General features: G+C 69.8%; 23 protein-coding genes and 2 tRNA genes. 18 read left to right on the forward strand and 7 right to left on the reverse strand.

Annotated elements, in window-relative coordinates; genetic code table 11:
• Positions 1-90: 90 nt before the first annotated feature.
• The 7 genes from gnd to ABZ876_RS05160 all read left to right on the forward strand — a co-directional run bounded on the left by gnd (position 91) and on the right by ABZ876_RS05160 (position 8,678).
• Positions 91-966, forward strand: coding sequence for a phosphogluconate dehydrogenase (NAD(+)-dependent, decarboxylating) (gene gnd / locus ABZ876_RS05130; RefSeq protein WP_361774454.1), 876 nt, complete (start codon positions 91-93; stop codon positions 964-966).
• Positions 967-1,019: 53 nt separating this feature from the next.
• On the forward strand, positions 1,020-2,141 hold the full coding sequence (recF, locus tag ABZ876_RS05135; protein WP_361774457.1) for a DNA replication/repair protein RecF: 1,122 nt from the start codon (positions 1,020-1,022) through the stop codon (positions 2,139-2,141).
• Positions 2,138-2,671: a DciA family protein gene (locus tag ABZ876_RS05140; protein WP_361774460.1), complete on the forward strand. Its 534-nt coding sequence runs from the start codon at positions 2,138-2,140 to the stop codon at positions 2,669-2,671. Before recF ends, ABZ876_RS05140 begins: the two co-directional genes overlap by 4 nt.
• A 361-nt stretch (positions 2,672-3,032) precedes the next feature.
• Complete coding sequence (gene gyrB, locus ABZ876_RS05145; protein WP_361774463.1) at positions 3,033-5,108, forward strand: DNA topoisomerase (ATP-hydrolyzing) subunit B; 2,076 nt, start codon at positions 3,033-3,035, stop codon at positions 5,106-5,108.
• 40 nt (positions 5,109-5,148) lie between these two features.
• On the forward strand, positions 5,149-7,743 hold the full coding sequence (gene gyrA, locus ABZ876_RS05150) for a DNA gyrase subunit A (RefSeq protein WP_361774466.1): 2,595 nt from the start codon (positions 5,149-5,151) through the stop codon (positions 7,741-7,743).
• Positions 7,744-7,761: 18 nt separating this feature from the next.
• On the forward strand, positions 7,762-8,478 hold the full coding sequence (locus tag ABZ876_RS05155; RefSeq protein WP_361774469.1) for a DUF3566 domain-containing protein: 717 nt from the start codon (positions 7,762-7,764) through the stop codon (positions 8,476-8,478).
• A gap of 123 nt (positions 8,479-8,601) precedes the next feature.
• Positions 8,602-8,678: transfer RNA gene (locus ABZ876_RS05160), tRNA-Ile, on the forward strand.
• A gap of 241 nt (positions 8,679-8,919) precedes the next feature.
• Here the strand turns inward: ABZ876_RS05160 and ABZ876_RS05165 are convergent.
• A complete protein-coding gene (locus tag ABZ876_RS05165; protein ID WP_361774472.1) occupies positions 8,920-9,285 on the reverse strand; it encodes a hypothetical protein in 366 nt (121 codons plus the stop codon).
• Positions 9,286-9,471: 186 nt separating this feature from the next.
• Here ABZ876_RS05165 and ABZ876_RS05170 point away from each other — a divergent pair, with 186 nt between their 5' ends.
• Complete coding sequence (locus ABZ876_RS05170; protein WP_361774474.1) at positions 9,472-9,906, forward strand: VOC family protein; 435 nt, start codon at positions 9,472-9,474, stop codon at positions 9,904-9,906.
• A gap of 63 nt (positions 9,907-9,969) precedes the next feature.
• Here ABZ876_RS05170 and ABZ876_RS05175 read toward each other — a convergent pair whose 3' ends face one another.
• Both ABZ876_RS05175 and ABZ876_RS05180 read right to left on the reverse strand, forming a co-directional pair.
• Positions 9,970-10,425 carry a class I SAM-dependent methyltransferase gene (locus ABZ876_RS05175; protein WP_361774477.1) on the reverse strand — a complete coding sequence of 152 codons (456 nt, stop codon included), beginning with the start codon at positions 10,423-10,425 and terminating at the stop codon, positions 9,970-9,972.
• A gap of 199 nt (positions 10,426-10,624) precedes the next feature.
• Positions 10,625-10,987, reverse strand: coding sequence for a DUF6344 domain-containing protein (locus ABZ876_RS05180; RefSeq protein WP_361774480.1), 363 nt, complete (start codon positions 10,985-10,987; stop codon positions 10,625-10,627).
• A gap of 335 nt (positions 10,988-11,322) precedes the next feature.
• Between ABZ876_RS05180 and ABZ876_RS05185 the strand changes: the two genes are divergently transcribed.
• Positions 11,323-11,451, forward strand: coding sequence for a DLW-39 family protein (locus ABZ876_RS05185; protein ID WP_003999697.1), 129 nt, complete (start codon positions 11,323-11,325; stop codon positions 11,449-11,451).
• 215 nt (positions 11,452-11,666) lie between these two features.
• Positions 11,667-13,085, forward strand: coding sequence for a hypothetical protein (locus ABZ876_RS05190; RefSeq protein ID WP_361774483.1), 1,419 nt, complete (start codon positions 11,667-11,669; stop codon positions 13,083-13,085).
• A 15-nt stretch (positions 13,086-13,100) separates the two neighbouring features.
• Here the strand turns inward: ABZ876_RS05190 and ABZ876_RS05195 are convergent, their stop codons facing one another.
• Both ABZ876_RS05195 and ABZ876_RS05200 read right to left on the reverse strand, forming a co-directional pair.
• Entirely contained in the window at positions 13,101-14,831 is a 1,731-nt protein-coding gene (locus tag ABZ876_RS05195; RefSeq protein WP_361774486.1) for a protein kinase, read from the reverse strand.
• 87 nt (positions 14,832-14,918) lie between these two features.
• Positions 14,919-15,467 (reverse strand): DNA-binding protein, encoded by a 549-nt coding sequence (locus ABZ876_RS05200; protein WP_361774489.1) that lies wholly within the window; start codon positions 15,465-15,467, stop codon positions 14,919-14,921.
• A 180-nt stretch (positions 15,468-15,647) separates the two neighbouring features.
• Between ABZ876_RS05200 and ABZ876_RS05205 the strand changes: the two genes are divergently transcribed.
• Positions 15,648-15,720, forward strand: a tRNA-Ala gene (locus ABZ876_RS05205).
• Between the two features lie 433 nt (positions 15,721-16,153).
• Here the strand turns inward: ABZ876_RS05205 and ABZ876_RS05210 are convergent.
• Positions 16,154-16,849: a DUF5324 family protein gene (locus ABZ876_RS05210; RefSeq protein WP_361774492.1), complete on the reverse strand. Its 696-nt coding sequence runs from the start codon at positions 16,847-16,849 to the stop codon at positions 16,154-16,156.
• Positions 16,850-17,214: 365 nt separating this feature from the next.
• Here ABZ876_RS05210 and ABZ876_RS05215 point away from each other — a divergent pair, with 365 nt between their 5' ends.
• Together ABZ876_RS05215 and ABZ876_RS05220 are read left to right on the forward strand one after the other, a co-directional pair.
• Positions 17,215-17,748 (forward strand): peptidylprolyl isomerase, encoded by a 534-nt coding sequence (locus ABZ876_RS05215; protein ID WP_361774495.1) that lies wholly within the window; start codon positions 17,215-17,217, stop codon positions 17,746-17,748.
• 97 nt (positions 17,749-17,845) lie between these two features.
• On the forward strand, positions 17,846-18,757 hold the full coding sequence (locus ABZ876_RS05220; protein ID WP_361774498.1) for a rhomboid family intramembrane serine protease: 912 nt from the start codon (positions 17,846-17,848) through the stop codon (positions 18,755-18,757).
• Between the two features lie 302 nt (positions 18,758-19,059).
• Here the strand turns inward: ABZ876_RS05220 and crgA are convergent, their stop codons facing one another.
• Entirely contained in the window at positions 19,060-19,314 is a 255-nt protein-coding gene (crgA, locus tag ABZ876_RS05225; protein WP_234516326.1) for a cell division protein CrgA, read from the reverse strand.
• Positions 19,315-19,513: 199 nt separating this feature from the next.
• Between crgA and ABZ876_RS05230 the strand changes: the two genes are divergently transcribed.
• Genes ABZ876_RS05230 through ABZ876_RS05250 form a run of 5 tightly spaced genes read left to right on the forward strand, consistent with a single transcriptional unit; the run spans position 19,514 to position 22,995 of the window.
• On the forward strand, positions 19,514-20,260 hold the full coding sequence (locus ABZ876_RS05230; protein ID WP_361775555.1) for a DUF881 domain-containing protein: 747 nt from the start codon (positions 19,514-19,516) through the stop codon (positions 20,258-20,260).
• A 36-nt stretch (positions 20,261-20,296) separates the two neighbouring features.
• Positions 20,297-20,980: a class E sortase gene (locus ABZ876_RS05235; RefSeq protein WP_361774501.1), complete on the forward strand. Its 684-nt coding sequence runs from the start codon at positions 20,297-20,299 to the stop codon at positions 20,978-20,980.
• Between the two features lie 52 nt (positions 20,981-21,032).
• Positions 21,033-21,194: a hypothetical protein gene (locus tag ABZ876_RS05240; RefSeq protein ID WP_361774504.1), complete on the forward strand. Its 162-nt coding sequence runs from the start codon at positions 21,033-21,035 to the stop codon at positions 21,192-21,194.
• Positions 21,191-21,829, forward strand: coding sequence for an aminodeoxychorismate/anthranilate synthase component II (locus tag ABZ876_RS05245; RefSeq protein WP_361774507.1), 639 nt, complete (start codon positions 21,191-21,193; stop codon positions 21,827-21,829). The genes ABZ876_RS05240 and ABZ876_RS05245 overlap by 4 nt, the downstream gene beginning before the upstream one ends.
• Positions 21,826-22,995, forward strand: coding sequence for a class E sortase (locus ABZ876_RS05250; RefSeq protein ID WP_361774509.1), 1,170 nt, complete (start codon positions 21,826-21,828; stop codon positions 22,993-22,995). Before ABZ876_RS05245 ends, ABZ876_RS05250 begins: the two co-directional genes overlap by 4 nt.
• Positions 22,996-23,030 lie beyond the last annotated feature (35 nt).

Genomic DNA, 23,030 nt, shown 5'->3' on the forward strand with positions numbered 1-23,030 from the left:
TAGGCCCACAGGTGTGCATGAAGGGCCGGGTTTAGGCTCGGACACAGGTACGAAAGTGCCCTCATGCCATCGCAACCTAAGGAACAACTGATGGAGCTCGGTCTCGTCGGCCTCGGCAAGATGGGCGGCAACATGCGCGAGCGGATCCGCCGCGCAGGTCACACCGTCATCGGATACGACCGCAACCCGGACCTCGCCGATGTCCACAGCCTCGAAGAGCTTGTGGGCAAGCTTCAGGGCCCGCGCGTGGTGTGGGTGATGGTCCCGGCCGGCGCCCCGACCCAGTCCACGATCGACGAGCTGGCGCAGCTGCTGGAGCCCGGCGACGTCGTCGTGGACGGCGGCAACTCCCGCTGGACGGACGACGAGAGGCACGCCGGGGAACTCGCGGCCAAGGGCATCGGCTTCGTCGACTGCGGCGTCTCCGGCGGTGTCTGGGGGCTCGAGAACGGCTACGCGCTGATGTACGGCGGCGACGCCGAGAACGTCGCCAAAGTGCAGCCGATCTTCGACGCCCTCAAGCCCGAGGGCGCGTTCGGCTCGGTGCACGCGGGCAGGGTCGGCGCGGGCCACTTCGCGAAGATGGTCCACAACGGCATCGAGTACGCGATGATGCAGGCCTACGCCGAGGGCTGGGAGCTGCTGGAGAAGGTCGACTCGGTGGACAACGTCCGCGAGGTCTTCCGCTCCTGGCAGGAGGGCACGGTCATCCGCTCCTGGCTGCTGGACCTCGCGGTCAACGCCCTGGACGCCGACGAGCACCTGGACAAGCTGCGCGGCTGGGCGGCCGACTCCGGCGAGGGCCGCTGGACCGTGGAGGCCGCCATCGACAACGCGGTGCCGCTGCCGGCGATCACGGCGTCGCTGTTCGCGCGGTTCAGCTCGCGGCAGGACGACTCGCCTCAGATGAAGATGATCGCGGCGCTGCGGAACCAGTTCGGCGGCCACGCGGTCGAGAAGAAGTAGTCCACAGGGCCGCCCGGCGGTCCACAACCCCTGGGGGAGGTCGGCGAACGACCATGCACGTCACGCATCTGTCGCTGGCCGACTTCCGCTCGTACGCCCGGGTCGAAGTCCCGCTCGACCCGGGCGTCACCGCCTTCGTCGGCCCCAACGGCCAGGGCAAGACGAACCTCGTGGAGGCGGTCGGCTACCTCGCCACCCTCGCCAGCCACCGCGTCTCCTCCGACGCGCCCCTCGTCCGCATGGGCGCCGAACGCGCGATCATCCGTGCGCAGGTCCGACAGGGCGAGCGGCAGCAGCTGGTCGAACTGGAGCTGAACCCCGGAAAGGCCAACCGCGCCCGCATCAACAGATCCTCGCAGGTCAGGCCCCGCGACGTGCTCGGCATCGTGCGCAGTGTGCTGTTCGCACCCGAGGACCTCGCACTGGTCAAGGGCGACCCCGGCGAGCGGCGCCGCTTCCTCGACGAGCTGATCACCGCACGCTCCCCCCGTATGGCGGGCGTCCGCTCCGACTACGACCGGGTCCTCAAGCAGCGCAACACCCTGCTCAAGACGGCCGCGCTGGCCCGCCGCCACGGCGGGCGCTCTGTGGACCTGTCCACCCTCGACGTATGGGACCAGCACCTCGCCCGCGCGGGTGCCGAGCTGCTCGCCCAGCGCCTCGACCTGATCGCCGCGATCCAGCCGCTCGCCGACAAGGCGTACGAGCAGCTGGCACCCGGCGGCGGCCCGCTCGCCCTGGAGTACAAGCCGTCCGCGCCCGGTGAGGCCCACACCCGCGAGGCCCTCTACGAACAGCTGATGTCCGCGCTCGCCGAGGCCCGGAAGCAGGAGATCGAGCGCGGCGTCACCCTGGTGGGACCGCACCGCGACGATCTGCTCCTCAAACTCGGTCAGCTGCCCGCCAAGGGGTACGCATCGCACGGTGAGTCCTGGTCCTACGCGCTGGCGCTGCGTCTGGCCTCATACGACCTCCTCCGCGCGGAGGGCAACGAGCCGGTGCTCGTCCTCGACGACGTCTTCGCCGAGCTGGACACCCGCCGCCGCGAGCGCCTCGCCGAGCTGGTGGCGCCCGGCGAGCAGGTGCTGGTGACCGCCGCGGTCGACGACGACGTACCGCACGTACTGACGGGGACGCGGTACTCCGTGTCCGACGGCATCGTGGAGCGCGCATGAGCACCGACGAACCCGCACCGAAGAAGACTCCCGAGCTGTCGGGTGTGGACCTCGCGCGCGTGGCGCTCCGGGCGGCCAAGGAACAGGCACGCGCGCGGGGTGACGCGGCACAGCAGAAGAAGCAGGCACGACGTGGCGGCCTGCGCTCCGGGGCGCGCGCCGACCGCCGCGACCCCATGGCGCTCGGGGCGGCGATCAACAGACTGATCACCGAGCGCGGCTGGGAGACCCCCGCCGCGGTGGGCGGCGTGATGGGCCGCTGGCCGCAGATCGTCGGCGAGGACCTGGCCAAGCACTGCGTTCCGCAGCGGTACGACGAGGACGAACGCGTCCTGACGGTGGCGTGCGACTCCACGGCATGGGCGACGCAGCTGCGGCTGCTGGCTCCGCAGCTGGTCGCACGCCTCAACGAGGACCTCGGACACGGCACGGTCCGGTTGATCAAGGTTCAGGGCCCCGGCGGTCCCGCCCACCGCTTCGGGCCCCTGCGTGCCCCCGGGAGCACGGGCCCCGGCGACACCTACGGGTGACCGACATCACTTCGGGTCGTCGGACGCAGGCGTCGGCGGCCCGTTCGTCGTGCCCGCGCGCGATCGCGAACATCCACCGGACTCCGACGTAGCCAAGGGTTGACAGCCGGAAGCGCTGAGTGCCTCTTAGAGCCTCTTGGAGCCCCGTTCCGTATATGGGGAGTCGGACGAGACCGGTTGAGGGCGGCACATGCGGACGCAGGTACCGGCAAACCCCCATCACTGTCGGCGCTACCGGTAGACTGGGGGACAATCCCGCCCCGATCGTGGGGACCGTCCGGGTAACGCTGAGCAACGCTGATCAAGGCTTACCAACGCAACACGCCGCAGCCGCTCCGGCAACCGCCGACGAGCTTGGTTTGTGCTGTGCCAGAAAGGGCGCTTCGTGGCCGATTCCGGCAACCCCAACGAGAACATCCCGTCCACCGACGCCGGCGCGGCGACCAGTTCGAACGGCGAGGTCACCGCGTCGTACGACGCCAGTGCCATCACCGTCCTCGAGGGTCTGGACGCGGTCCGCAAGCGACCCGGCATGTACATCGGCTCGACCGGTGAGCGCGGACTTCACCACCTCGTGTACGAGGTGGTCGACAACTCCGTCGACGAGGCGCTGGCCGGTCACGCGGACACCATCGACGTGACGATCCTGGCCGACGGCGGCGTGCGCGTCGTCGACAACGGCCGGGGCATCCCGGTGGGCATCGTGCCCTCCGAGGGGAAGCCGGCCGTCGAGGTCGTACTGACCGTGCTGCACGCGGGCGGTAAGTTCGGCGGCGGCGGCTACGCGGTCTCCGGCGGTCTGCACGGCGTCGGCGTCTCCGTCGTGAACGCCCTGTCGTCCAAGGTCTCGGTCGAGGTCAAGACCGACGGCTACCGCTGGACGCAGGAGTACAAGCTGGGTGTCCCGACGGCCCCGCTCGCCCGGCACGAGGCGACGGAGGAGACCGGTACCTCGGTCACCTTCTGGGCCGACCCGGACATCTTCGAGACCACCGAGTACTCCTTCGAGACGCTGTCGCGGCGCTTCCAGGAGATGGCGTTCCTCAACAAGGGTTTGACGATCAAGCTCACGGACGAGCGCGAGTCGGCGAAGGCCACCGCCGGGGCGGACGAGGCGGGCGCCGACGAGAAGGACGAGGTCAAGACCGTCACGTACCACTACGAGGGCGGCATCGTCGACTTCGTGAAGTACCTCAACTCCCGCAAGGGAGACGTGGTGCACCCCACCGTCATCGACCTCGAGGCCGAGGACAGGGACAAGAGCCTGTCCCTCGAGGTCGCGATGCAGTGGAACAGCGGCTACAGCGAGGGCGTGTACTCGTTCGCCAACATCATCCACACCCACGAGGGCGGTACGCACGAAGAGGGCTTCCGCGCCGCGCTGACCTCGCTGATCAACAAGTACGCGCGCGACAAGAAGCTGCTGCGCGACAGGGACGACAACCTCACCGGTGACGACATCCGCGAGGGTCTGACGGCGATCATCTCCGTCAAGCTGAGCGAGCCGCAGTTCGAGGGCCAGACCAAGACCAAGCTGGGCAACACGGAGGCGAAGACCTTCGTGCAGAAGGCGGTCTACGAGCACCTCAACGACTGGCTGGACCGCAACCCGAACGAGGCGGCGGACATCATCCGCAAGGGCATCCAGGCGGCCACCGCGCGCGTGGCGGCCCGCAAGGCCCGCGACCTGACCCGCCGCAAGGGCCTGCTGGAGTCGGCCTCCCTGCCGGGCAAGCTCTCCGACTGCCAGTCGAACGACCCGGCCAACTGCGAGATCTTCATCGTCGAGGGCGACTCCGCCGGCGGCTCGGCCAAGTCCGGCCGCAACCCGCAGTACCAGGCGATCCTCCCGATCCGCGGCAAGATCCTCAACGTCGAGAAGGCCAGGATCGACAAGATCCTGCAGAACCAGGAGATCCAGGCGCTGATCTCCGCCTTCGGCACGGGCGTGCACGAGGACTTCGACATTCAGCGGCTCCGTTATCACAAGATCATCCTGATGGCGGACGCCGACGTCGACGGCCAGCACATCAGCACCCTGCTGCTGACCTTCCTGTTCCGCTTCATGCGGCCGCTGGTCGAGGCCGGGCACGTGTACCTCTCCCGTCCCCCGCTGTACAAGATCAAGTGGGGCCGGGACGACACCGAGTACGCCTACTCCGACCGCGAGCGCGACGCCCTGATCGAGCTGGGCCGGCAGCGCGGCAAGCGCATCCGCGAGGACTCGATCCAGCGCTTCAAGGGTCTCGGCGAGATGAACGCCGAGGAGCTGCGCGTCACCACGATGGACCAGGAGCACCGCGTCCTCGGCCAGGTCACCCTCGACGACGCCGCACAGGCCGACGACCTGTTCTCGGTCCTGATGGGCGAGGACGTCGAGGCCCGCCGCGCGTTCATCCAGCGCAACGCCAAGGACGTCCGCTTCCTCGACATCTGAGTCGGTCTCAGCTGACCGCCAGGAAGGATCTTCACCAGTAATGGCCGACGAGAACACTCCCGTCACCCCCGAAGAGGGCGGCGAAGTCGCGATGCGAGTCGAGCCCGTCGGGCTCGAGACGGAGATGCAGCGCTCGTACCTGGACTACGCGATGTCCGTCATCGTGTCCCGTGCGCTGCCCGACGTCCGCGACGGTCTCAAGCCCGTCCACCGCCGCGTCCTGTACGCCATGTACGACGGCGGCTACCGCCCCGAGCGCGGCTTCTACAAGTGCGCCCGTGTCGTCGGTGACGTCATGGGCAACTACCACCCCCACGGCGACTCCTCGATCTACGACGCCCTGGTGCGCCTCGCGCAGCCGTGGTCGATGCGGATGCCGCTGGTGGACTCCAACGGCAACTTCGGCTCCCCGGGCAACGACCCGGCCGCGGCGATGCGCTACACCGAGTGCAAGCTGGCGCCGCTGTCCATGGAGATGGTCCGCGACATCGACGAGGAGACCGTCGACTTCACGGACAACTACGACGGCCGCTCCCAGGAGCCGACCGTCCTGCCGTCCCGCTTCCCGAACCTGCTGATCAACGGCTCCGCCGGTATCGCGGTCGGCATGGCGACCAACATCCCGCCGCACAACCTGCGCGAGGTCGCGGCCGGCGCCCAGTGGTACCTGGAGAACCCGGAGGCCTCGCACGAGGAGCTGCTCGACGCCCTGATCGAGCGGATCAAGGGCCCAGACTTCCCGACGGGCGCCCTGGTGGTGGGCCGCAAGGGCATCGAGGAGGCCTACCGCACCGGCCGGGGCTCGATCACCATGCGCGCGGTCGTCGAGGTCGAGGAGATCCAGAACCGCCAGTGCCTGGTGGTCACCGAGCTGCCGTACCAGGTCAACCCCGACAACCTGGCACAGAAGATCGCCGACCTGGTGAAGGACGGCAGGATCGGCGGCATCGCGGACGTCCGCGACGAGACCTCCTCCCGTACCGGCCAGCGCCTGGTCATCGTGCTCAAGAGGGACGCGGTCGCCAAGGTCGTCCTGAACAACCTCTACAAGCACACCGACCTCCAGACGAACTTCGGCGCCAACATGCTGGCGCTCGTCGACGGCGTGCCGCGCACCCTGTCCCTGGACGCGTTCATCCGCCACTGGGTGACGCACCAGATCGAGGTCGTCGTCCGCCGTACGCGCTTCAGGCTGCGCAAGGCCGAGGAGCGCGCGCACATCCTGCGCGGTCTGCTGAAGGCACTGGACGCCATCGACGAGGTCATCGCGCTGATCCGGCGCAGCGACACCGTCGAGATCGCGCGTGAAGGCCTGATGAGCCTGCTGGAGATCGACGACATCCAGGCCAACGCCATCCTCGAGATGCAGCTGCGCCGCCTCGCGGCCCTGGAGCGTCGGAAGATCGTCCAGGAGCACGACGAGCTCCAGGCGAAGATCCAGGAGTACAACGAGATCCTCGCCTCGCCCGTCCGCCAGCGCGGCATCATCAGCGAGGAGCTCGCCGCGATCGTCGAGAAGTACGGCGAAGACCGCCGCAGCCAGCTGGTGCCCTTCGACGGCGACATGTCCATCGAGGACCTGATCGCCGAGGAGGACATCGTCGTCACGGTCACCCGCGGCGGCTACATCAAGCGCACCAAGGCCGACGACTACCGCGCCCAGAAGCGCGGCGGCAAGGGCGTGCGCGGCGCGAAGCTCAAGGAAGACGACATCGTCGACCACTTCTTCGTGTCCACCACGCACCACTGGCTGCTGTTCTTCACCAACAAGGGCCGCGTCTACCGCGCGAAGGCCTACGAGCTGCCCGACGCCGGCCGGGATGCGCGCGGCCAGCACGTCGCGAACCTGCTCGCCTTCCAGCCGGACGAGTCGATCGCCGAGATCCTGGCGATCCGCGACTACGAGGCCGCGCCGTACCTGGTCCTCGCCACCAAGGGCGGTCTGGTCAAGAAGACGCCTCTGAAGGATTACGATTCGCCGCGCTCGGGCGGTGTCATCGCGATCAATCTCCGTGAGAGGGAGGACGGTTCCGATGACGAACTGATCGGGGCCGAGCTGGTTTCGTCCGATGACGATCTGCTTCTGATCAGTAAGAAGGCGCAGTCGATCAGGTTCACCGCGACCGACGAATCCCTGCGCCCGATGGGCCGTGCCACCTCGGGTGTCAAGGGCATGAGTTTCCGAGAGGGAGACGAGCTTCTCTCGATGAATGTTGTTCGACCCGGTACGTTCGTGTTCACTGCCACCGACGGCGGGTACGCGAAGCGGACCGCGGTCGACGAGTACCGCGTCCAGGGTCGCGGCGGCCTCGGTATCAAGGCCGCCAAGATCGTCGAGGACCGTGGTTCGCTCGTCGGCGCGCTGGTGGTCGAGGAGACCGACGAGATCCTCGCCATCACGCTGTCGGGCGGTGTGATTCGTACGCGAGTCAACGAGGTCAGGGAGACGGGCCGTGACACCATGGGCGTCCAACTGATCAACCTGGGCAAGCGCGATGCCGTGGTCGGTATCGCACGTAACGCCGAAGCCGGGCGCGAGGCGGAGGAAGTCGACGGCGACGTGGTCGTGGACGAGACCGCCGAGGCCGCCGCGGCCACCGGCACGGACGAGGGTGAGGCGCCCTCGGACGAGTAGCACGAGGAGTGAGTCAGCGTGAGCGGAGCCACGGGCGCCGGATCGACCGGCACGGACACGGGCGGCGGCGGCCGTGGCTCCGCCACGAACTCGACGGACTCCCATGAGTCTCATGGATCCCAGGGGGGAACTGTGACGGACACCCGAGGCCCGCAGACCCAGCAGTACGCGGCTGGAGCGGGCCCGGCCGCTCCGGGAGCCACGCATCCCGAGCCGGAGGCGCAGCCGGCCGCGGCCTCCCCCCTGCCGGGAGAGCGCAGGCCGCAGCAGTCCGCGGGGCCCTACCACCCCCCCCAGGCCTATCCGGCGGAGCCGGGGACGGGCGCCGTGCGCCGCCCCCGGACCGGCGCACGCACCACTCCGCGCACCCGTAAGGCGCGGCTCAGAGTGGCGAAGGCGGACCCGTGGTCGGTGATGAAGGTCAGCTTCCTGCTCTCCATCGCGCTCGGCATCTGCACGATCGTGGCGGCCGCGGTGCTGTGGATGGTCATGGACGCCATGGGTGTCTTCTCCACGGTCGGCGGCACGATCTCGGAGGCCACCGGCTCGAACGAGTCGAACGGCTTCGACCTGCAGTCCTTCCTGTCCCTGCCGAACGTGCTCATCTTCACGACGATCATCGCGGTCATCGACGTGATCCTGGCGACCGCCCTCGCGACGCTCGGTGCGTTCATCTACAACCTCTCCGCGGGCTTGGTGGGCGGCGTCGAGCTGACGCTGGCGGAGGACGAGTGAGCGGGGCCCGGGAGCGGGCTCCGGCGGCGCGGTGCCCGCTCCCCGGGTAACCGATTTTGGGACTTCCCACGTCGTGCGCTAATCTTCAGGGGTCAGCGCGCGGGACACACCGCAGAGCGCGGCGGGGCTATAGCTCAGTTGGTTAGAGCGCATCCCTGATAAGGATGAGGCCACAGGTTCAAATCCTGTTAGCCCCACCAGCGAGAAGACCCCCGGTCCACTAGGGCCGGGGGTTTTTGACACCACCGGTAGACACCAACGGCCGGGGGTTGCGTCAGGAAGCCTCAGAGACGATTTGATCCAAAAGCAGGTGCGCCACGGCTGAGGCCCGTCGGCCTCCACAGGCTGTGGAATGGGCGGGACGACTGCCACGTACGGCAACCGGGGACACAGCCGCTGCACGGCCGGCGCTGATTGCCGCCGGCCGCAGCCCCGCTCGCGCTAGTGGGTCTTCAGTTCCCCGATCCGCGCCCCCGTCGTTCCGCTCTTCGGGCACACCCACACCGCCGCGTCCATGCGGACAGCCGCCGTCAGCGGATGCGTGTCCGGGTGTGTCGGGCACTGTGGCCAGACCGCCGACGCACCTTCAGACCACAGTGCCTCCACCGCCCAGTCCTGGACCTGATCTGCCAGGTGCACGAGCAACTCTGCGGCGGTGCCGTCCGGATGTGGTGTCAGGCCCAGACCTGAACCGTCCGGGGCCCAGAGCGTGATCCCGGTCGTGCCATCCGAACGTATGTCTGGCTGCACCGCGCACTGTGCCCGGAGGTCCCGCAGGACTGTCTCCACGGCTTCGGCGAATTCCATGTTCACTGGGCTCCTGATCACCTCGGGGAGAACTGCCTCACAGTCTCCACTGGCCCTGAAGCCCGCGGATGACCTTTTCCGGCCCAGGCCCCCGTTTCAGCAGCCGCCTCGACCTCGGCGCTGCTTGCCAACGTGCGGATCCACACCGGGAATTGAGCAACAAAGTCCCCCTGCTATGGTGCGCCGATGTCATCGATCAAGAAGTTCCAAGTCACCTTCGACTGCGCAGAACCTGAACGCGTCGCCCGCTTTTGGTGCGAGGTGCTGGGGTACGTCGTACCGCCGCCACCGGAGGGGTTTGCCACGTGGGACGAATTCGATCGCTCGCTGCCGCCTGAGCGGCAGGGTTCAGCGTTCGCCTGCAGTGATCCCTCAGGCGTGGGCCCGCGGCTGTACTTCCAGCGCGTTCCCGAAGGCAAGGTCGTCAAGAATCGGCTGCATCTCGACGTGCGGGTCGGCACCGGACTCGTGGGTGAGGAGCGCCTCGCCACGCTCGAGGCCGAGTGCGCACGGCTGGTCGCGCTCGGCGCGGTACGCGTGCGAGTGCTGCTTGCCGATGACGACAACGAGTCGTGCATCGTGATGCAGGACATCGAGGGCAACGAGTTCTGTCTCGACTGAGCATTCTCCGAGACGGCGAGGTGGGAGCCGTCTCCCTTCGGACGGCAGCCGCGAAGGATCTTCTCAGTGCCGGCGCAGGGTCTGGGTGACGCGCCACAGACGGCGGGGCAGGTCGCCGACCGCGAAGTGGATCTCCTTGGTGGACAAGGCCATGCACAGCAGCATGTGCGCGAACACCGCATCCACGGACGCGTCCGGAAGCGGCAGCGGTTCGCGCACGTCGTGCACCGCGGTCGTGACCCGCTCGGCCACCCCTTGGGAGCGGGCGGCGGCGCGGAGCTGCCCGAGGCCTGTGGCGGAGAAGCCGGTGGCCCGGACGGTGAAGCCTTCGCGCGCGAAGTACTCACGGCCGTGCCCGGCGCCGAGCTCCAGGACGTCTCCGGCGCCGGCCGCCCGGCAGACTTCGGCGGCATGCACAGCGGGGGCGGACGGCCGGTCACCGTACATGGCCGGATCGACGGTGTAGGTGTTCTGCCAGTGCGCTCGCTGGACGTCCGCCAACTCGTGATCTTCTGCCATGGCATGCTTCCCGCCGGCTCCGGAATTCCGTGAACGATCGACCGAGGACTCCGGACGGTCGACCGATGTCCTCCACCTCCCATGATCGACCCGACTGGCGGAGCGGGAGCTCGCACGCCGACGGCCCGGCACCTGGGAGCAGGTGCCGGGCAGCTCGCCATGAGGTTGTGTACGCAATCTCGTCCGGGGCGGGGTCGGTTCAGCGCTGCAGCCGCACGGTCGCTTCGGGAGGTTCGGCGGGCCGGCTGGGGGCTCTGAGGGCGCAGCGGGCGAGGCGGAGTGTCGGTGCGGAGGCCGGCAGGCGGTTGCGGGAGGCCGGGGAGGAACCGTGGGCTTCGGCGCGGATGCGCTGTTTCATCGTGGGGGGCAAGGACCGGTTCCGGGGCCAGCGTCCGTGGTCCGGTCGCGACGGTGTCACCTGAGCCGTGCTGTTGCGGGCCGGCTGGGGCTGGGGTACCTCCGCGGCGGCGGTGGTCGTGGTGATGAGTCCCAGCGCGGTGAACAGCGCGAGGAAGGCGCTGACGACGGCGGTCCACAGTTTCATGACCTGGGTGCGGGCCATGACCCCTCACTTTCGGGTCGGGCGATTTGCGTACTTTCCTCATGATGTGTATGAGGGCTCCGAAGTGGGGGACCAACGCCCATGGCGCGTCGATCTTCGGATGAACACCACTCGGATGGACGTACGGGCCCCGGAAAAGCCGAAAGGGTGGGGGAGAGCGTCGAACGTCACGCTCGGTGAGCCTCGCTCACACGGAGACGCACCGGCGGTGTCGAGCCGTACTGCGGTGCGCCCGCCCGGAGTTGAGCACCGGCTCAGGTCACCGAACGATATCGATCGGTGTGTATAGTCGGGCGCCAGAAGTCCCCTACGTCAAGGAAAGACGAGGTCGCGCGGTGAAGAAGCTTCTCCTGGTCGCACTGGCCGCCATCGGCGGGCTCCTCGTGTACCGCCAGATCCAGGCGGATCGCGCCGAGCAGGATCTGTGGACGGAGGCGACCGACTCCGTGCCCACGGGTTCGTGAGTTCTCAGGACGACAGAGATCAGAGCAGGCCCCGACCGCCGACGCGGTCGGGGTCTTGTGTTTCCCGGGGCTCCACTGTTTCCCAAGCTCCACTGCTTCCCGGGCTCCACGGGGAAGCGTTTCGGCCGCTCGTACGTAAAGAGCAAGGTACCGCCATGGCGTGCGGGGCAGGATGGGCGGCGGTCCGGGTCTGCGGAGCAAGGCGGGGGTGGAGCGTGAGGAAGCGGCGTACGGAAGCAGGACGCGGGTTCCCGCGGCGCGGTCGTACACCGGCGCACGCGGCCGTCGCCCTGTGCGCGGCGGTGGCGCTCGGCGCGGCCGCAGCGCTCCCCGCGCGGGCCGCCCCGCCCTACGCGGCCGACGACGGCAGTCCGGACGCATACGCGTTCGCCCGCGACGCCAGGACGGTCGATGGCGCGAGGGGCACCACGGACGCCGTACGCCTGGACGCCGGGCACGTCTACCGGAGCGCCCTGCCCCCGGGCGCCAAGCGCTACTACCGGCTGGACCTCGACGCGTCCGCCAACGCCTACGTCTCCGCAACGGCCGTGCCCCGGGCCGGGGCACGGGTCTCCTCCTCCGACGGCCTTAAGGTGTCCGTCCAGGACGCCGACGGCACCACTTGCTCCTCGGGAACCTCGCACTTCGGTCCCACCCAGAGCCCGCACCCGATCGCCGCCTGGGCCTCGCGCGAGACCGGCCCCGGCACGTACGGATGCAAGGGGGCGGGCGCGTACTACGCGGTCGTCGAACGGCGCGACCTGACCGCCGCCCTGCCTGTCGACTGGGACCTCGAGCTGGACTACGTCTCGGAACCCGCCCCGCGCCGGGCCGGGGCCACGACCCCGCCCCGGACCTGGAACTCCGGATCCCCGGAGCCCGTCCTGGGGCAGGCCGCGCACCGCGCGGGCGGGGCGGGCTTCGCCACGGCGAGCGCCGTGGGGCAAGGCGTCTGGCAGGACGGGATCAAGCCCGGGCAGACACTCTTCTACAAGGTTCCCGTCGACTGGGGACAGCAGCTTTCGGCCACTGTCGAGATGGGCAGCTTCGCGGGCGGCGACGGCTATGTCGGCACCGCGCTGGCCATGTCGCTCTACAACCCCGTCCGCGGCTACGTCGACGACGCCGACGCCGGTTACAGCGGGGCGCAGACCTCGGCGTCGCTGGAGCCGCTGCCGCCCGTGGACTACGCCAACCGCCGTGCCGTCGGCCAGCGTGCCGGCGGGATGCGGTTCGCGGGCTGGTACTACCTCGCCGTGCACCTCGGCGCCCCCGTCGCGGAGCGGTTCGGCGACGGCCCGTTCGGACTGACCCTGCGCGTGCGGGTCGGCGGGACCCCGGTGCCCGGGCCGGTGTACGCCGGGCGGTCCGTACCGCGTGACCTGTTCGAGGTCACGGCCACGGACCGGGAGGAAGCGGCGGCCGGGGCGGAGACCGCTGCGGGTGGAGGAAAGCACTCCGGCGGGTCCTCGCCCCACGCCGCGACCCGCGTCGGCGGCGGGGCGGCGGGGGGCACCCGCACGATGAGGATGGTCGCCGTGGGCGGGATCGGCACCGGGAGCGCGCTGGTCCTGTGGCTCGGGGTGTGGACCCTGGCCGCCCGGCGGCGGTCCCGGCGCCGGTGGGCGGGGTGACCGCCTGAGCGCCGCTCAGAGCCGCGTCAGCGCCCAGAAGCCCACCACGAAGCAGACGAGCGCGAGAAGCAGGACCGGTACGGCGACCTTCGCCGGTGGTCCAGCGCGCCGGGCGGCCGCTCTCCTGCCGTGCCGCCCGGTCCGCTGCGGCCGGGTCGGCGCGTGCGGCGACACGACGTTCGCACAGGCGGCCTGCCTGGCGGCCACCGCCGGAGCCGTGAGCGGGCCGGAGACGGGCACATACGTGGGCTCGTGGTGCGGGGCGGGCGCCGTGTTCGCGGGGGCCGGAGCCACGAGGGTGGCGGGCGGCGTGGGCGGCTGCTCGGGCGTTCCCGGACCCGCACCGGGCGCCGGGCGGATCACCGGAGGCGGCAGGTGGAAGCTTCCGGTGTCCGACATCGTGGACGGCCGCGAGGGCGGCGTCGGATCGGCGGCCGGCCTGGGCGGTGGCCCGTAGGGCGCGGACCGCGGCCGTACGGCGGGGGGAGGCGGCGACCCGGGCGCGACGGCGGGGACGCCGGTGCCGAGGGGAGGGGGCGCGGGGGTGCGGGTGCCGGAGGGGGAGAAAGCGCCTGAAGGGGCGAAAGGGGTGGGGGAGGGCGTAGGAGGTGCCGCAGACGGTGCCGCAGACGGTGCCGGAGGTGTGGGGGCGGGTGTGTGGGACGCCGTCGGTGCGGTGGTCGGTCGCGGAGGTATCGCACCGCTGGTCAACCGCACCGGTCCGTCGTCGGTCCCGGCGGAGTCGCCGGGCGCGCCACCGGCCCGGGAGCCCGGTGTGCCGGCCGCGGCTCCCCAGGTGCCGGCCTCGGCGTCCGGCGGGTGCCGCGGGTCCGGAGCGGTCTCCGGCCTCACCCCGGACGCCGTACCCAGCGGCCCCTCGGGGCCGAATCCCGGCGGGAGCGGCCCGATCTGGTCGAAGATCTCGACCTGTTCCTCGTCGGGTCCCGGCTCGGGCAGCAGCTCCCTGGCCGACGCGAGGGCCTTGCGCGCCCCCGTGGCGGTGCGGAAGCGGGCGGCCGGGTCCGGTTGCAGCAGCGTCGCCACGACCTCCCACAGGGGCCCGGGGATGCCGTGCGGCGCACCGGGTGTGCCGTGGGCGGCGAAATGCTCGACCAGTGCCTTGGCGTCCGGCTTGGCGCCCTGGAGCAGATACAGCGCGACCAGGCCCACGGCGAACAGGTCGGCCACGAAGTCGGGCTCCGCGCCCAGCAGTTGCTCGGGCGCGAGATAACCCGGCGTACCCACCACGTAGTCGGTCTCCGTCAGCCGCGGCTCCCCCAGCCGCATGGCGACGCCGAAGTCCGACAGCCGCAGCCGGGGCCGGGCGGCTCCGGTGGCCTCGAGGAGCACGTTGGCGGGCTTGACGTCCCGGTGCACGACCCCCTCCGCGTGCACGGCCGCGAGCCCGGACAGCAGCTGGTCGAGCAGGGTGCAGACGAACGCGGGAGGCAGCGGGCCGTAGTCCCCGACGAGGTGGACCAGCGAGCCCCCGGCGACCAGGTCCATGGTGAACAGGACCTTGTCGTCGTCCGCGGCCCAGCTGGCGGGCGCGAGCACATGGGGGTGGTCGATGCGCAGCGCCTGCTCGCGCACGAACCGCAGCAGCGCATGGGCGTCGCTCTGCTGGAGGACCTTGGCGGCCACATAGCGGCGCCGCCGGTGGTCCCAGGCGCGCCAGACCGCACCGACTCCCCCGCGCCCGATGGGATCGACCAGTTCGTACCGTCCGGCGAAGACCTCACCCATGGTCGTGCGTCGCTCCCCCTTCCGGACGGTGCCGGGGACTCCCGCGCACCCCCCGGCACGAGAAGCCCCCGGTGGCCGAGGCCTCGGCTAGTTCTGGTGGGACTGGTAGTGGGCGACCGCGTCGGAGGTCCGGCCGGCGCCGTACACCCGGAGGAACTCTGCCAGCTCCGGGTGGCTCGGGGCGAGGGTGTCCGCCGCCTCGATGATGTCGCCGGCCGCCGCCACCGAGCGCAGCAGGGACTGGATCTCGCGGACCACCCGCTTGACCGTGGGCGCTCCCGAACTGCTCGTCGTCTGCGTGGTGTTGTTCAGCACCGAGCCCCCCTGCGACTTTCTGATCTCGTCCATCCGTTCGGTCGCCTCGGCCGCGCTCACACTGCCGTCCGCGACCTGCCCCGCCAGGTCCTGCAACAGCTGTACCCGCTGGACCACCGCGGGATTGCCGATCTTGGCGCGCTGACCGCTCATCAGCTGCGACAGCATCGGCGCGGACAGCCCCAGTACACCGGCGAGACGTGCCTGGTTGAGACCGAGATCGTCGATGAGCTTACGGAAGAGCGCCCCCAACGGCTCCCCGTACCAGTTCCGCTGCAGCTCCCGCGCTCTTGCGGTGGCTTCCTGCTGTGCGGCGTCCATTGCGTCTCCCCATCGCTTCCCCAAGTACCGTGGTTCGCTGTCGCGAACCACGACGAGCATCTTACGGAGAGTGGTCGTCCACGGGGACCCCCCTCTTTTTGCGAGATACGGGGGGTTACCCGGTACGCTGGTCCGCAGCGCCCGCCGGTGTGTGTCCGCTCCGGCCGGACGTGTCTTCTCGGGGCCTTAGCTCAGTTGGTAGAGCGCTGTCTTTGCATGGCAGATGTCAGGGGTTCGACTCCCCTAGGCTCCACATCTCGGACCGGCCAGACGCCCTTCCCGGCGGCTGGCCGGTTTTCGTTTGGGGTGACCCGCGTCACACAGGCGTTGTTTGCAGTCGTTGCATTCCTTTGCGCAAATATATGCAGGGGCTCTCCAGGGGGTGGGCGTCAACCCGTGGATGACGGGTGGGCGCGAGAGGGTGGTGCGAGGTGATTTGAGGCGTCTTGTGCGAGCCGCCGCCCCCGGATACGGGTAAGCGGCGGGTTGCGTTCCGTAAAAGAAGTCTCCACGGAATGTGCACACATGACGCGTTGCAAACGTCGTCGCCCGGGGAAGCATGAAGCCTTGCCGCGGCGTTCCACGTGAAACGTCACCCGGGCAGCACGAGCAGCACGATGGGGCAGGAGCTGTTCAAGTCTCCCGCCCCACCGGGGTGGTGGAGTCCGGCCCGGAGCCGGGCGGCCTCAGCGCCGGTCGTCGTTCTCCGTGGAGTCCTCCTCGGACTGCTTCGCCTGTACTTCCGGATCCAGCGGACCGCTGCCGTCCACCGCCGTCAGGCGCTCGCTCTGCGAGACCTCGGTCGCGGCGGGCGGTTCGACGAGCCAGTCGGGGTTCGCCTGCTTGTCCCACCACTTCCAGGCGGCGAGGGCACCGCCGGCCAGGAGGCTCAGCAGTGCCAGCCCCTTGACGGCGCGGCCGGCCTTGGCCCGCCGCTGTTGGCGGCGCACAAGCTTCTGGATCTGCTGCGGCGAGACCTGGCCGCGCAGCGCGGCCAGCGCCGCGGCTCCGCGGGCCGCGGCCTCCTCCCGTACCGGACCGGCGACGGCGGCCGCCTGCTCGATCTTCGGACGGGAGTAGTCGGCCGCCTGGCGAGCGGCCTTGAGGGTGTAGGCGGCCGCTTCGTGTGCGGCCTGGTCCACCCTGGGCGGCACATGAGCGCGAGCCTGTACCAGTCGCGGGGCGAGATGGGCGTCGTACTGCAAGCGGGCCTGTCCGGCGGCCTGCGACACCTTGGGCGCGAGACGAACACGCGCCTCGTGTGCGTAGTGCGCTGCCTTGTCCTTGGCCGTGTCGGCGTAGGGCGCCACCACTTCCGCGGCATGCAGCACGCTGTCCTTCGCCGAACCGGTCGCGGCGCGCACGCTGTCGATGCGGGTCACGGGGTTCCTCCTCCTCGGTGGCGTACGGTAATTCGACTTTCCAGCCTTTTACGGATCATGCCTCTCGAAGGACTCCCGGGCATGCGAGGGCGGGCATCCGGGTCATGCGGACCACGAGGAGCCACACGGGGCGCCTGGTCCGACCACCTGCGCGGGCTGATCACGTGCGATAGCGGATGTATACGGGCAACAGGAGCTTGTCGACGACAATGCCACGGATCGCCCCGTCGCGCCCCCGTGGCGGGGCGACCGGGCCGATTTTCCGCAACACATCGGGGATGCGGTCCCAGAGGCGGTGGTCGGGCGACTCAGGGCGCGTACCGTGCGAGGATCGGGGAGTCACAGAGGACAACGGAAGGCACATCGTGGCTGAGCAGCTTTACGCCACCCTGAAGACCAACCACGGCGACATCCAGGTCCGGCTTCTGCCGAACCACGCGCCCAAGACGGTCCGTAACTTCGTCGAGCTCGCCAACGGCGAGCGTGAGTGGACGCACCCCGCCACGGGCGAGAAGTCCACGAAGAAGCTCTACGACGGCACGGTCTTCCACCGGGTGATCAGCGGCTTCATGATCCAGGGCGGTGACCCGCTGGGCAACGGCACCGGCGGTCCGGGGTACCAGTTCGAGGACGAGTTCCACCCGGAGCTCGCCTTCGACAAGCCGTACCTGCTGGCCATGGCCAACGCCGGCCCGGGCACCAACGGCTCGCAGTTCTTCATCACGGTCGCCCCGACGGCCTGGCTGACCCGCAAGCACACGATCTTCGGCGAGGTCATCGACGGGGCCAGTCAGAAGGTCGTGGACTCCATCGCCACCACCCAGACGAACCCGCGCACCGACCGCCCGGTCAACGACGTCGTCATCGAGTCGGTCGTCGTCGAGACCCGCGAGGGCTGACCCCTCCGCGGCACCCCGCACGAGGGAACAAAAGCGCCCCGCCCGTCCGTAAAAGGAAGGGCGGGGCCACCCGTTCGTACGGAGAGTGAGGGGACCCATGGACCACGCGCCAGGCAACCCGCAGGACCCGCAGAACCAGGGGCCGCACGACGCCCGGGAACTGCCGGTCTGCTACCGGCACCCCGACCGCGAGACGGGCATCCGCTGCACCCGCTGTGAGCGCCCCATCTGCCCGGAGTGCATGGTCGGCGCCTCGGTGGGCTTCCAGTGCCCCGAATGCGTCCGCAGCGGCTCCGGCACGGGCCACCCCGCGGCCGCGTCCCGGCCGCGCACGCTCACGGGCGGCACCGTCACGGACGACCCCCGGCTGGTCACCAAGGTCCTCATCGGGATCAACCTGATCGTCTTCCTGCTCCAGCAGTCGCTGGGTGACGCCTTCAGCGATCAGTTCGAGCTCGTGGGAGACGCTAGGTTCACGGTCGGGGGCGCGCTCCAGGGTGTCGCGCAGGGGCAGTGGTACCGGCTGCTGACGGCGATGTTCCTGCACGCCAACTACGTCCACATCCTGTTCAACATGCTCAGCCTGTGGTGGATCGGCGGCCCCCTCGAGGCGGCCCTCGGCCGCGCCCGCTATCTCGCGCTCTACTTCGTCTCCGGGCTGGCCGGCAGCGCGCTCACCTATCTGATCGCCGCCCCGAACGAGCCCTCGCTCGGCGCCTCCGGCGCGATCTTCGGGCTCTTCGGCGCCACCGCCGTGCTCATGCGCCGGCTCCGGTATGACATGCGCCCCGTGATCGGTCTCCTGGTGGTCAACCTGATCATCACATTCGGGTGGGGCAGCATCGCATGGCAGGCCCACATCGGGGGACTCGTCGCCGGTGTCGTGGTCGGCTACGCCATGGTCCACGCCCCGCGCGAGCGGCGGAGCCTCGTCCAGTACGGGACGTGTGCGCTGGTGCTGGCGGCCGTGGTCGTGATGACCCTGGTGAGGACGGCTCAGCTCACCTGAGCGGCGGATCCGCACAGGCCGTAGCCCGAGGTTGTACCCAGCGTTGTCCACAGTCTGTGGCGGATCTTGTGCACGCTGTGGGGAACAGACGTGCCCCCTGTCACCGAGCGGAGTTTCCGCAGGTGGGACAGGGGGCGAACGCATTTACGGAGGCCGGTGATTCCGTCATACCGGCGTCAATGCCCGACTGGGTTATCCACAGATCGTCGTTCTTTTTCCACTGGTCGCCAGCGCTGTGGACAAAGGCTGTGGATAACTCGCCGCACGGCCCCGGGCGGCGGCCGCGGAGCCCTGTGGGGGCGCTACTTCCACTGCGTGGAGACGCCGAACCCCGCCGCGATGAAACCGAAGCCCACCACGATGTTCCAGTTGCGCAGCGCGTGGATGGGCAGGGAGCCGTCGGTCACGTAGAAGACGACGATCCACGCGAGACCGATCAGGAACATCGCCAGCATGACCGGCGCGACCCAGCCCCGGCTGTCCAGCTTGATGTTCGTGGCCTGCTTGGACGGCGGCGGCGTGTAGTCGGCCTTCTTGCGGATACGTGACTTCGGCACGAGGGTCTCTCCTGTCGATGCGCTGCGTGGCCGCGCAGGGAACGGGGTCGGGCTCCGGGGCAGCGTACAAGGGGACACTGAGCGCTCCCCCGGGCGTCCGTTAGCGTAGTGCTTCCGCGGCGCCGAAGGAGATAAGGGTACGTTGAGCAATACGGCCGACTCCCCCCAGGCGGGTCCCGGGTCCCCTCGAACGGGGCCACTGCCCCCCACTCCGCGCCGGCTGCGGCCCGTGCGCGTGCTCACGGTGGGTGTCTTCGCCCTGGCCGGTCTCCTCTTCTTCACGAGTTTCAACACGGCCAAGGGCACCAACATCCGCACGGACACCTCGCTGCTGAAGCTTTCCGACCTGATCCACGACCGCAGCCGCAAGAACGCCCTCCTCGACGAGTCCAACGCCGCGCTCCGTGACGACGTCGATGCCCTCGCCAAGCGGACCGGCGGCGGCACCAGCAAGGCCGAGGAGACCCGGCTCGCGGCGCTGGAGAAGAGCGCCGGCACCCAGAAGGTCACGGGCCGGGCCGTCACCGTCACCCTCAACGACGCCCCGCCGGGCGCCACCGCCAAGCTCCCCGGCTACCCCGAGCCGCAGCCCGACTACCTGGTCATCCACCAGCAGGACCTGCAGGCCGTGGTGAACGCGCTGTGGCAGGGCGGCGCCCGGGGCATCAAGGTCATGGACCAGCGCCTGATCTCCACCAGCGCCGTGCGCTGCGTCGGCAACACGCTGATCCTCCAGGGACGCGTCTACTCGCCTCCGTACAAGATCACCGCGGTCGGCGACCCGGACAGGCTGCAGAAGGCGCTCGCCTCCTCGCCCGCCATCCAGAACTACATGGTGTACGTCAACGTCTACGGCCTCGGCTGGAAGGTGACCGAGGACGGAACGGTGACTCTTCCCGGCTACTCGGGCACAGTGGACCTGCACTACGCGAAGCCCGTGCGGTAGAGCCCGGGATCAGCTGCCACGGGGGGACCTGTGCCGGTGCGCGTGATCGTCAGGACCGTCAGCGAACTGTGCGTCACCGTCGGCACTCTCATCGTGCTCTTCGTGGTCTACGTCCTGTTCTGGACCGGAGTGCGGGCGGACCGCGCGATGAGCGACCAGATCGATCAGCTGCAACGGCAGTGGTCGAAGGCGACTGCGACCACCGCCGCGCCCGGCGGTCCCGCGAGCCCGGGGAAGCCCGCGCCCTACGTCCCAGGCAGGCCGTTCGCCGTCATGTACATCCCCCGGCTCGGTTTCACGTGGAACAAGCCCGTGCTCGAGGACACCGGGGTGGACACCCTGAAGAAGGGCCTCGGCCACTACACGGGCAGCGCCCGGCTCGGCCAGGAGGGCAACTTCGCGGTCGCCGGACACCGGCGCACCTACGGCGACCCCTTCAGGGACTTCCCCCGGCTGCGCCCCGGGGACGCGGTCGTCCTCACCGACGGAACCACCTGGTTCACGTATCGGATCGACAAAGGCCCTTACAAAACCGTGCCCACGGACGTTGAAGTAATCGACCCTGTGCCACGTAATTCGGGGTACGAGCGTCGGGGACGCTATCTGACGCTGACCACGTGTGATCCGGAATGGGGGCACAGTCACCGGTTGATCGTCTGGGCGCACCTCGATTCCGCGCAGCCTGTGGACGCAGGCAAACCGGCGGCCCTTCGCCGTTAGTCTGGTGGCGTACGGCGGGAGTCTGGTGCCGTGATGAGACGGAAGGGACGGCATGTACGGCTGGATCTGGCGGCATCTGCCGGGGAACGCTTGGATCAAGGCGATGGTCTCGCTCGTGCTGGTCCTGGCCGTGGTCTATGTCCTCTTCCAGTACGTCTTCCCGTGGGCCGAACCGCTGCTGCCCTTCAACGATGTGACGGTGGACAACCAGTGAGCGCGCGCATTCTCGTCGTCGACAACTACGACAGCTTCGTCTTCAACCTGGTGCAGTACCTCTACCAGCTGGGCGCCGAGTGCGAGGTGCTACGCAACGACGAGGTGTCGACCGCGCATGCGCAGGACGGTTTCGACGGTGTGCTGCTGTCGCCCGGTCCCGGCACCCCCGAGGAGGCCGGCGTCTGCGTCGAGATGGTGCGGCACTGCGCCGCGACCGGCGTGCCCGTCTTCGGCGTCTGCCTGGGCATGCAGTCGATGCAGGTGGCGTACGGCGGTGTCGTCGACCGGGCACCGGAGCTCCTGCACGGCAAGACGTCCCTGGTCGAGCACGAGGGCAAGGGCGTCTTCGCCGGTCTGCCCTCCCCCTTCACCGCGACCCGCTACCACTCCCTGGCCGCCGAGCCGGAGACGGTGCCGGCCGAGCTGGAGGTCACGGCGCGTACGCACGACGGGATCATCATGGGCCTCAGGCACCGCGAACTCCCCGTCGAGGGCGTGCAGTTCCACCCTGAGTCGGTGCTCACCGAGCACGGCCACCGGATGCTGGCCAACTGGCTGGCGGAGTGCGGTGACCAGGGGGCCGTGGCGAGGTCGGCGGGGCTGGCCCCGGTGGTGGGCAGGGCCACGGCGTGACCGCGCTGCGCCCCGAGCGCGAGAGCGGCGCCGCCTATGGGGGCGCCGCGGACCACGGATCCCCGTACGGGCAGCAGCCGTACGGGGACGGCGGCGCCTGGCAGGGGCAGGCGTGGCAGGCGGGGGGCCGGCACGGCGAGCCCTACGGGCAGCAGATATCGCAGCAGGGACACGACCAGACGGCGCTGCTCCCCCCGTACGAGGAGCCCGCTGCCGCCCGGTCCTACGACCCGCCCGTGCCGATGGACAGCGAGACGGTCGCGCTGCGCGCCCTCGGCGTCGAGGAGCCCCGGCGGGCCCCGGACCGTGCGGCCGGTCCCGCCGCCCCGCCCGGCGGCCGTGCCGCACGACGCAAGGCCGCCAGGAGGCACGGACGGCACGGGGGCGGCCAGGGCGGCCCCGGCGGGCCCCAGAGGCCCGGGAGAGGCCCTGGGGCGGCCTCGACGGCTCCTCTGTCCCGGGTGGAGGCGCGGAGGGCGGCACGGGCCCGCAAGCCCGGTGCAGCGGTTCTCGTGAGCCGGCTGGTCGGCGAGCTGTTCATCACCACCGGTGTGGTGATGCTGCTGTTCGTGACCTACCAGCTGTGGTGGTCGAACGTGCGCGCGCACCAGGAGGCGGGCAGCGCCGCACAGCACCTCCAGCAGGACTGGGCGAGCGGCAAACGGGCGCCGGGGGTCTTCGCGCCCGGGCAGGGCTTCGCCATCCTGCACATTCCGAAGCTGGACGTCGTCGCGCCCATCGCGGAGGGCACCAGCAAGACCGACGTCCTCGACAGGGGCATGGTCGGCCACTATGGCGAGGGCCGCCTCAAGACGGCCATGCCGGACGCCAAGACGGGCAACTTCGCTCTCGCGGGGCACCGGAACACGCACGGCGAGCCGTTCCGGTACATCAACCGTCTCCAGCCCGGCGACGCGATCGTGGTGGAGACGCAGGACGACTACTTCGTGTACAGGATGACGTCCATCCTTCCGGTGACCTCGCCGGCGAACACGAGCGTCCTCGATCCCATACCGAAGGGCTCGGGCTTCACCAGGCCGGGCCGCTACATCACCCTGACCACCTGTACGCCGGAATTCACAAGCAAGTACCGGATGATCGTCTGGGGCAAGATGGTCGAGGACCGGCCGCGCAGCAAGGGCAAGCCGGACGCCCTCATCTCGTAGTGCCCGGGTTTCCCGGGCCGTTCATTTCGTAAGAC

Origin of the sequence: Streptomyces sp. NPDC046931, assembly GCF_040644655.1 — a bacterium.
Lineage (GTDB): Bacteria > Actinomycetota > Actinomycetes > Streptomycetales > Streptomycetaceae > Streptomyces.

Bases quoted from the DNA above. Each gene is read 5' to 3' on its own strand.
- ABZ876_RS05240 (WP_361774504.1), top strand. From the start codon at position 21,033: ATGTACGGCTGGATCTGGCGGCATCTGCCGGGGAACGCTTGGATCAAG.
- ABZ876_RS05200 (WP_361774489.1), bottom strand. From the start codon at position 15,467: ATGGACGCCGCACAGCAGGAAGCCACCGCAAGAGCGCGGGAGCTGCAG.
- gnd (WP_361774454.1), top strand. From the start codon at position 91: ATGGAGCTCGGTCTCGTCGGCCTCGGCAAGATGGGCGGCAACATGCGC.
- ABZ876_RS05220 (WP_361774498.1), top strand. From the start codon at position 17,846: ATGGACCACGCGCCAGGCAACCCGCAGGACCCGCAGAACCAGGGGCCG.
- ABZ876_RS05195 (WP_361774486.1), bottom strand. From the start codon at position 14,831: ATGGGTGAGGTCTTCGCCGGACGGTACGAACTGGTCGATCCCATCGGG.
- gyrA (WP_361774466.1), top strand. From the start codon at position 5,149: ATGGCCGACGAGAACACTCCCGTCACCCCCGAAGAGGGCGGCGAAGTC.
- ABZ876_RS05180 (WP_361774480.1), bottom strand. From the start codon at position 10,987: ATGGCCCGCACCCAGGTCATGAAACTGTGGACCGCCGTCGTCAGCGCC.
- ABZ876_RS05140 (WP_361774460.1), top strand. From the start codon at position 2,138: ATGAGCACCGACGAACCCGCACCGAAGAAGACTCCCGAGCTGTCGGGT.
- ABZ876_RS05165 (WP_361774472.1), bottom strand. From the start codon at position 9,285: ATGGAATTCGCCGAAGCCGTGGAGACAGTCCTGCGGGACCTCCGGGCA.
- recF (WP_361774457.1), top strand. From the start codon at position 1,020: ATGCACGTCACGCATCTGTCGCTGGCCGACTTCCGCTCGTACGCCCGG.
- ABZ876_RS05175 (WP_361774477.1), bottom strand. From the start codon at position 10,425: ATGGCAGAAGATCACGAGTTGGCGGACGTCCAGCGAGCGCACTGGCAG.
- ABZ876_RS05170 (WP_361774474.1), top strand. From the start codon at position 9,472: ATGTCATCGATCAAGAAGTTCCAAGTCACCTTCGACTGCGCAGAACCT.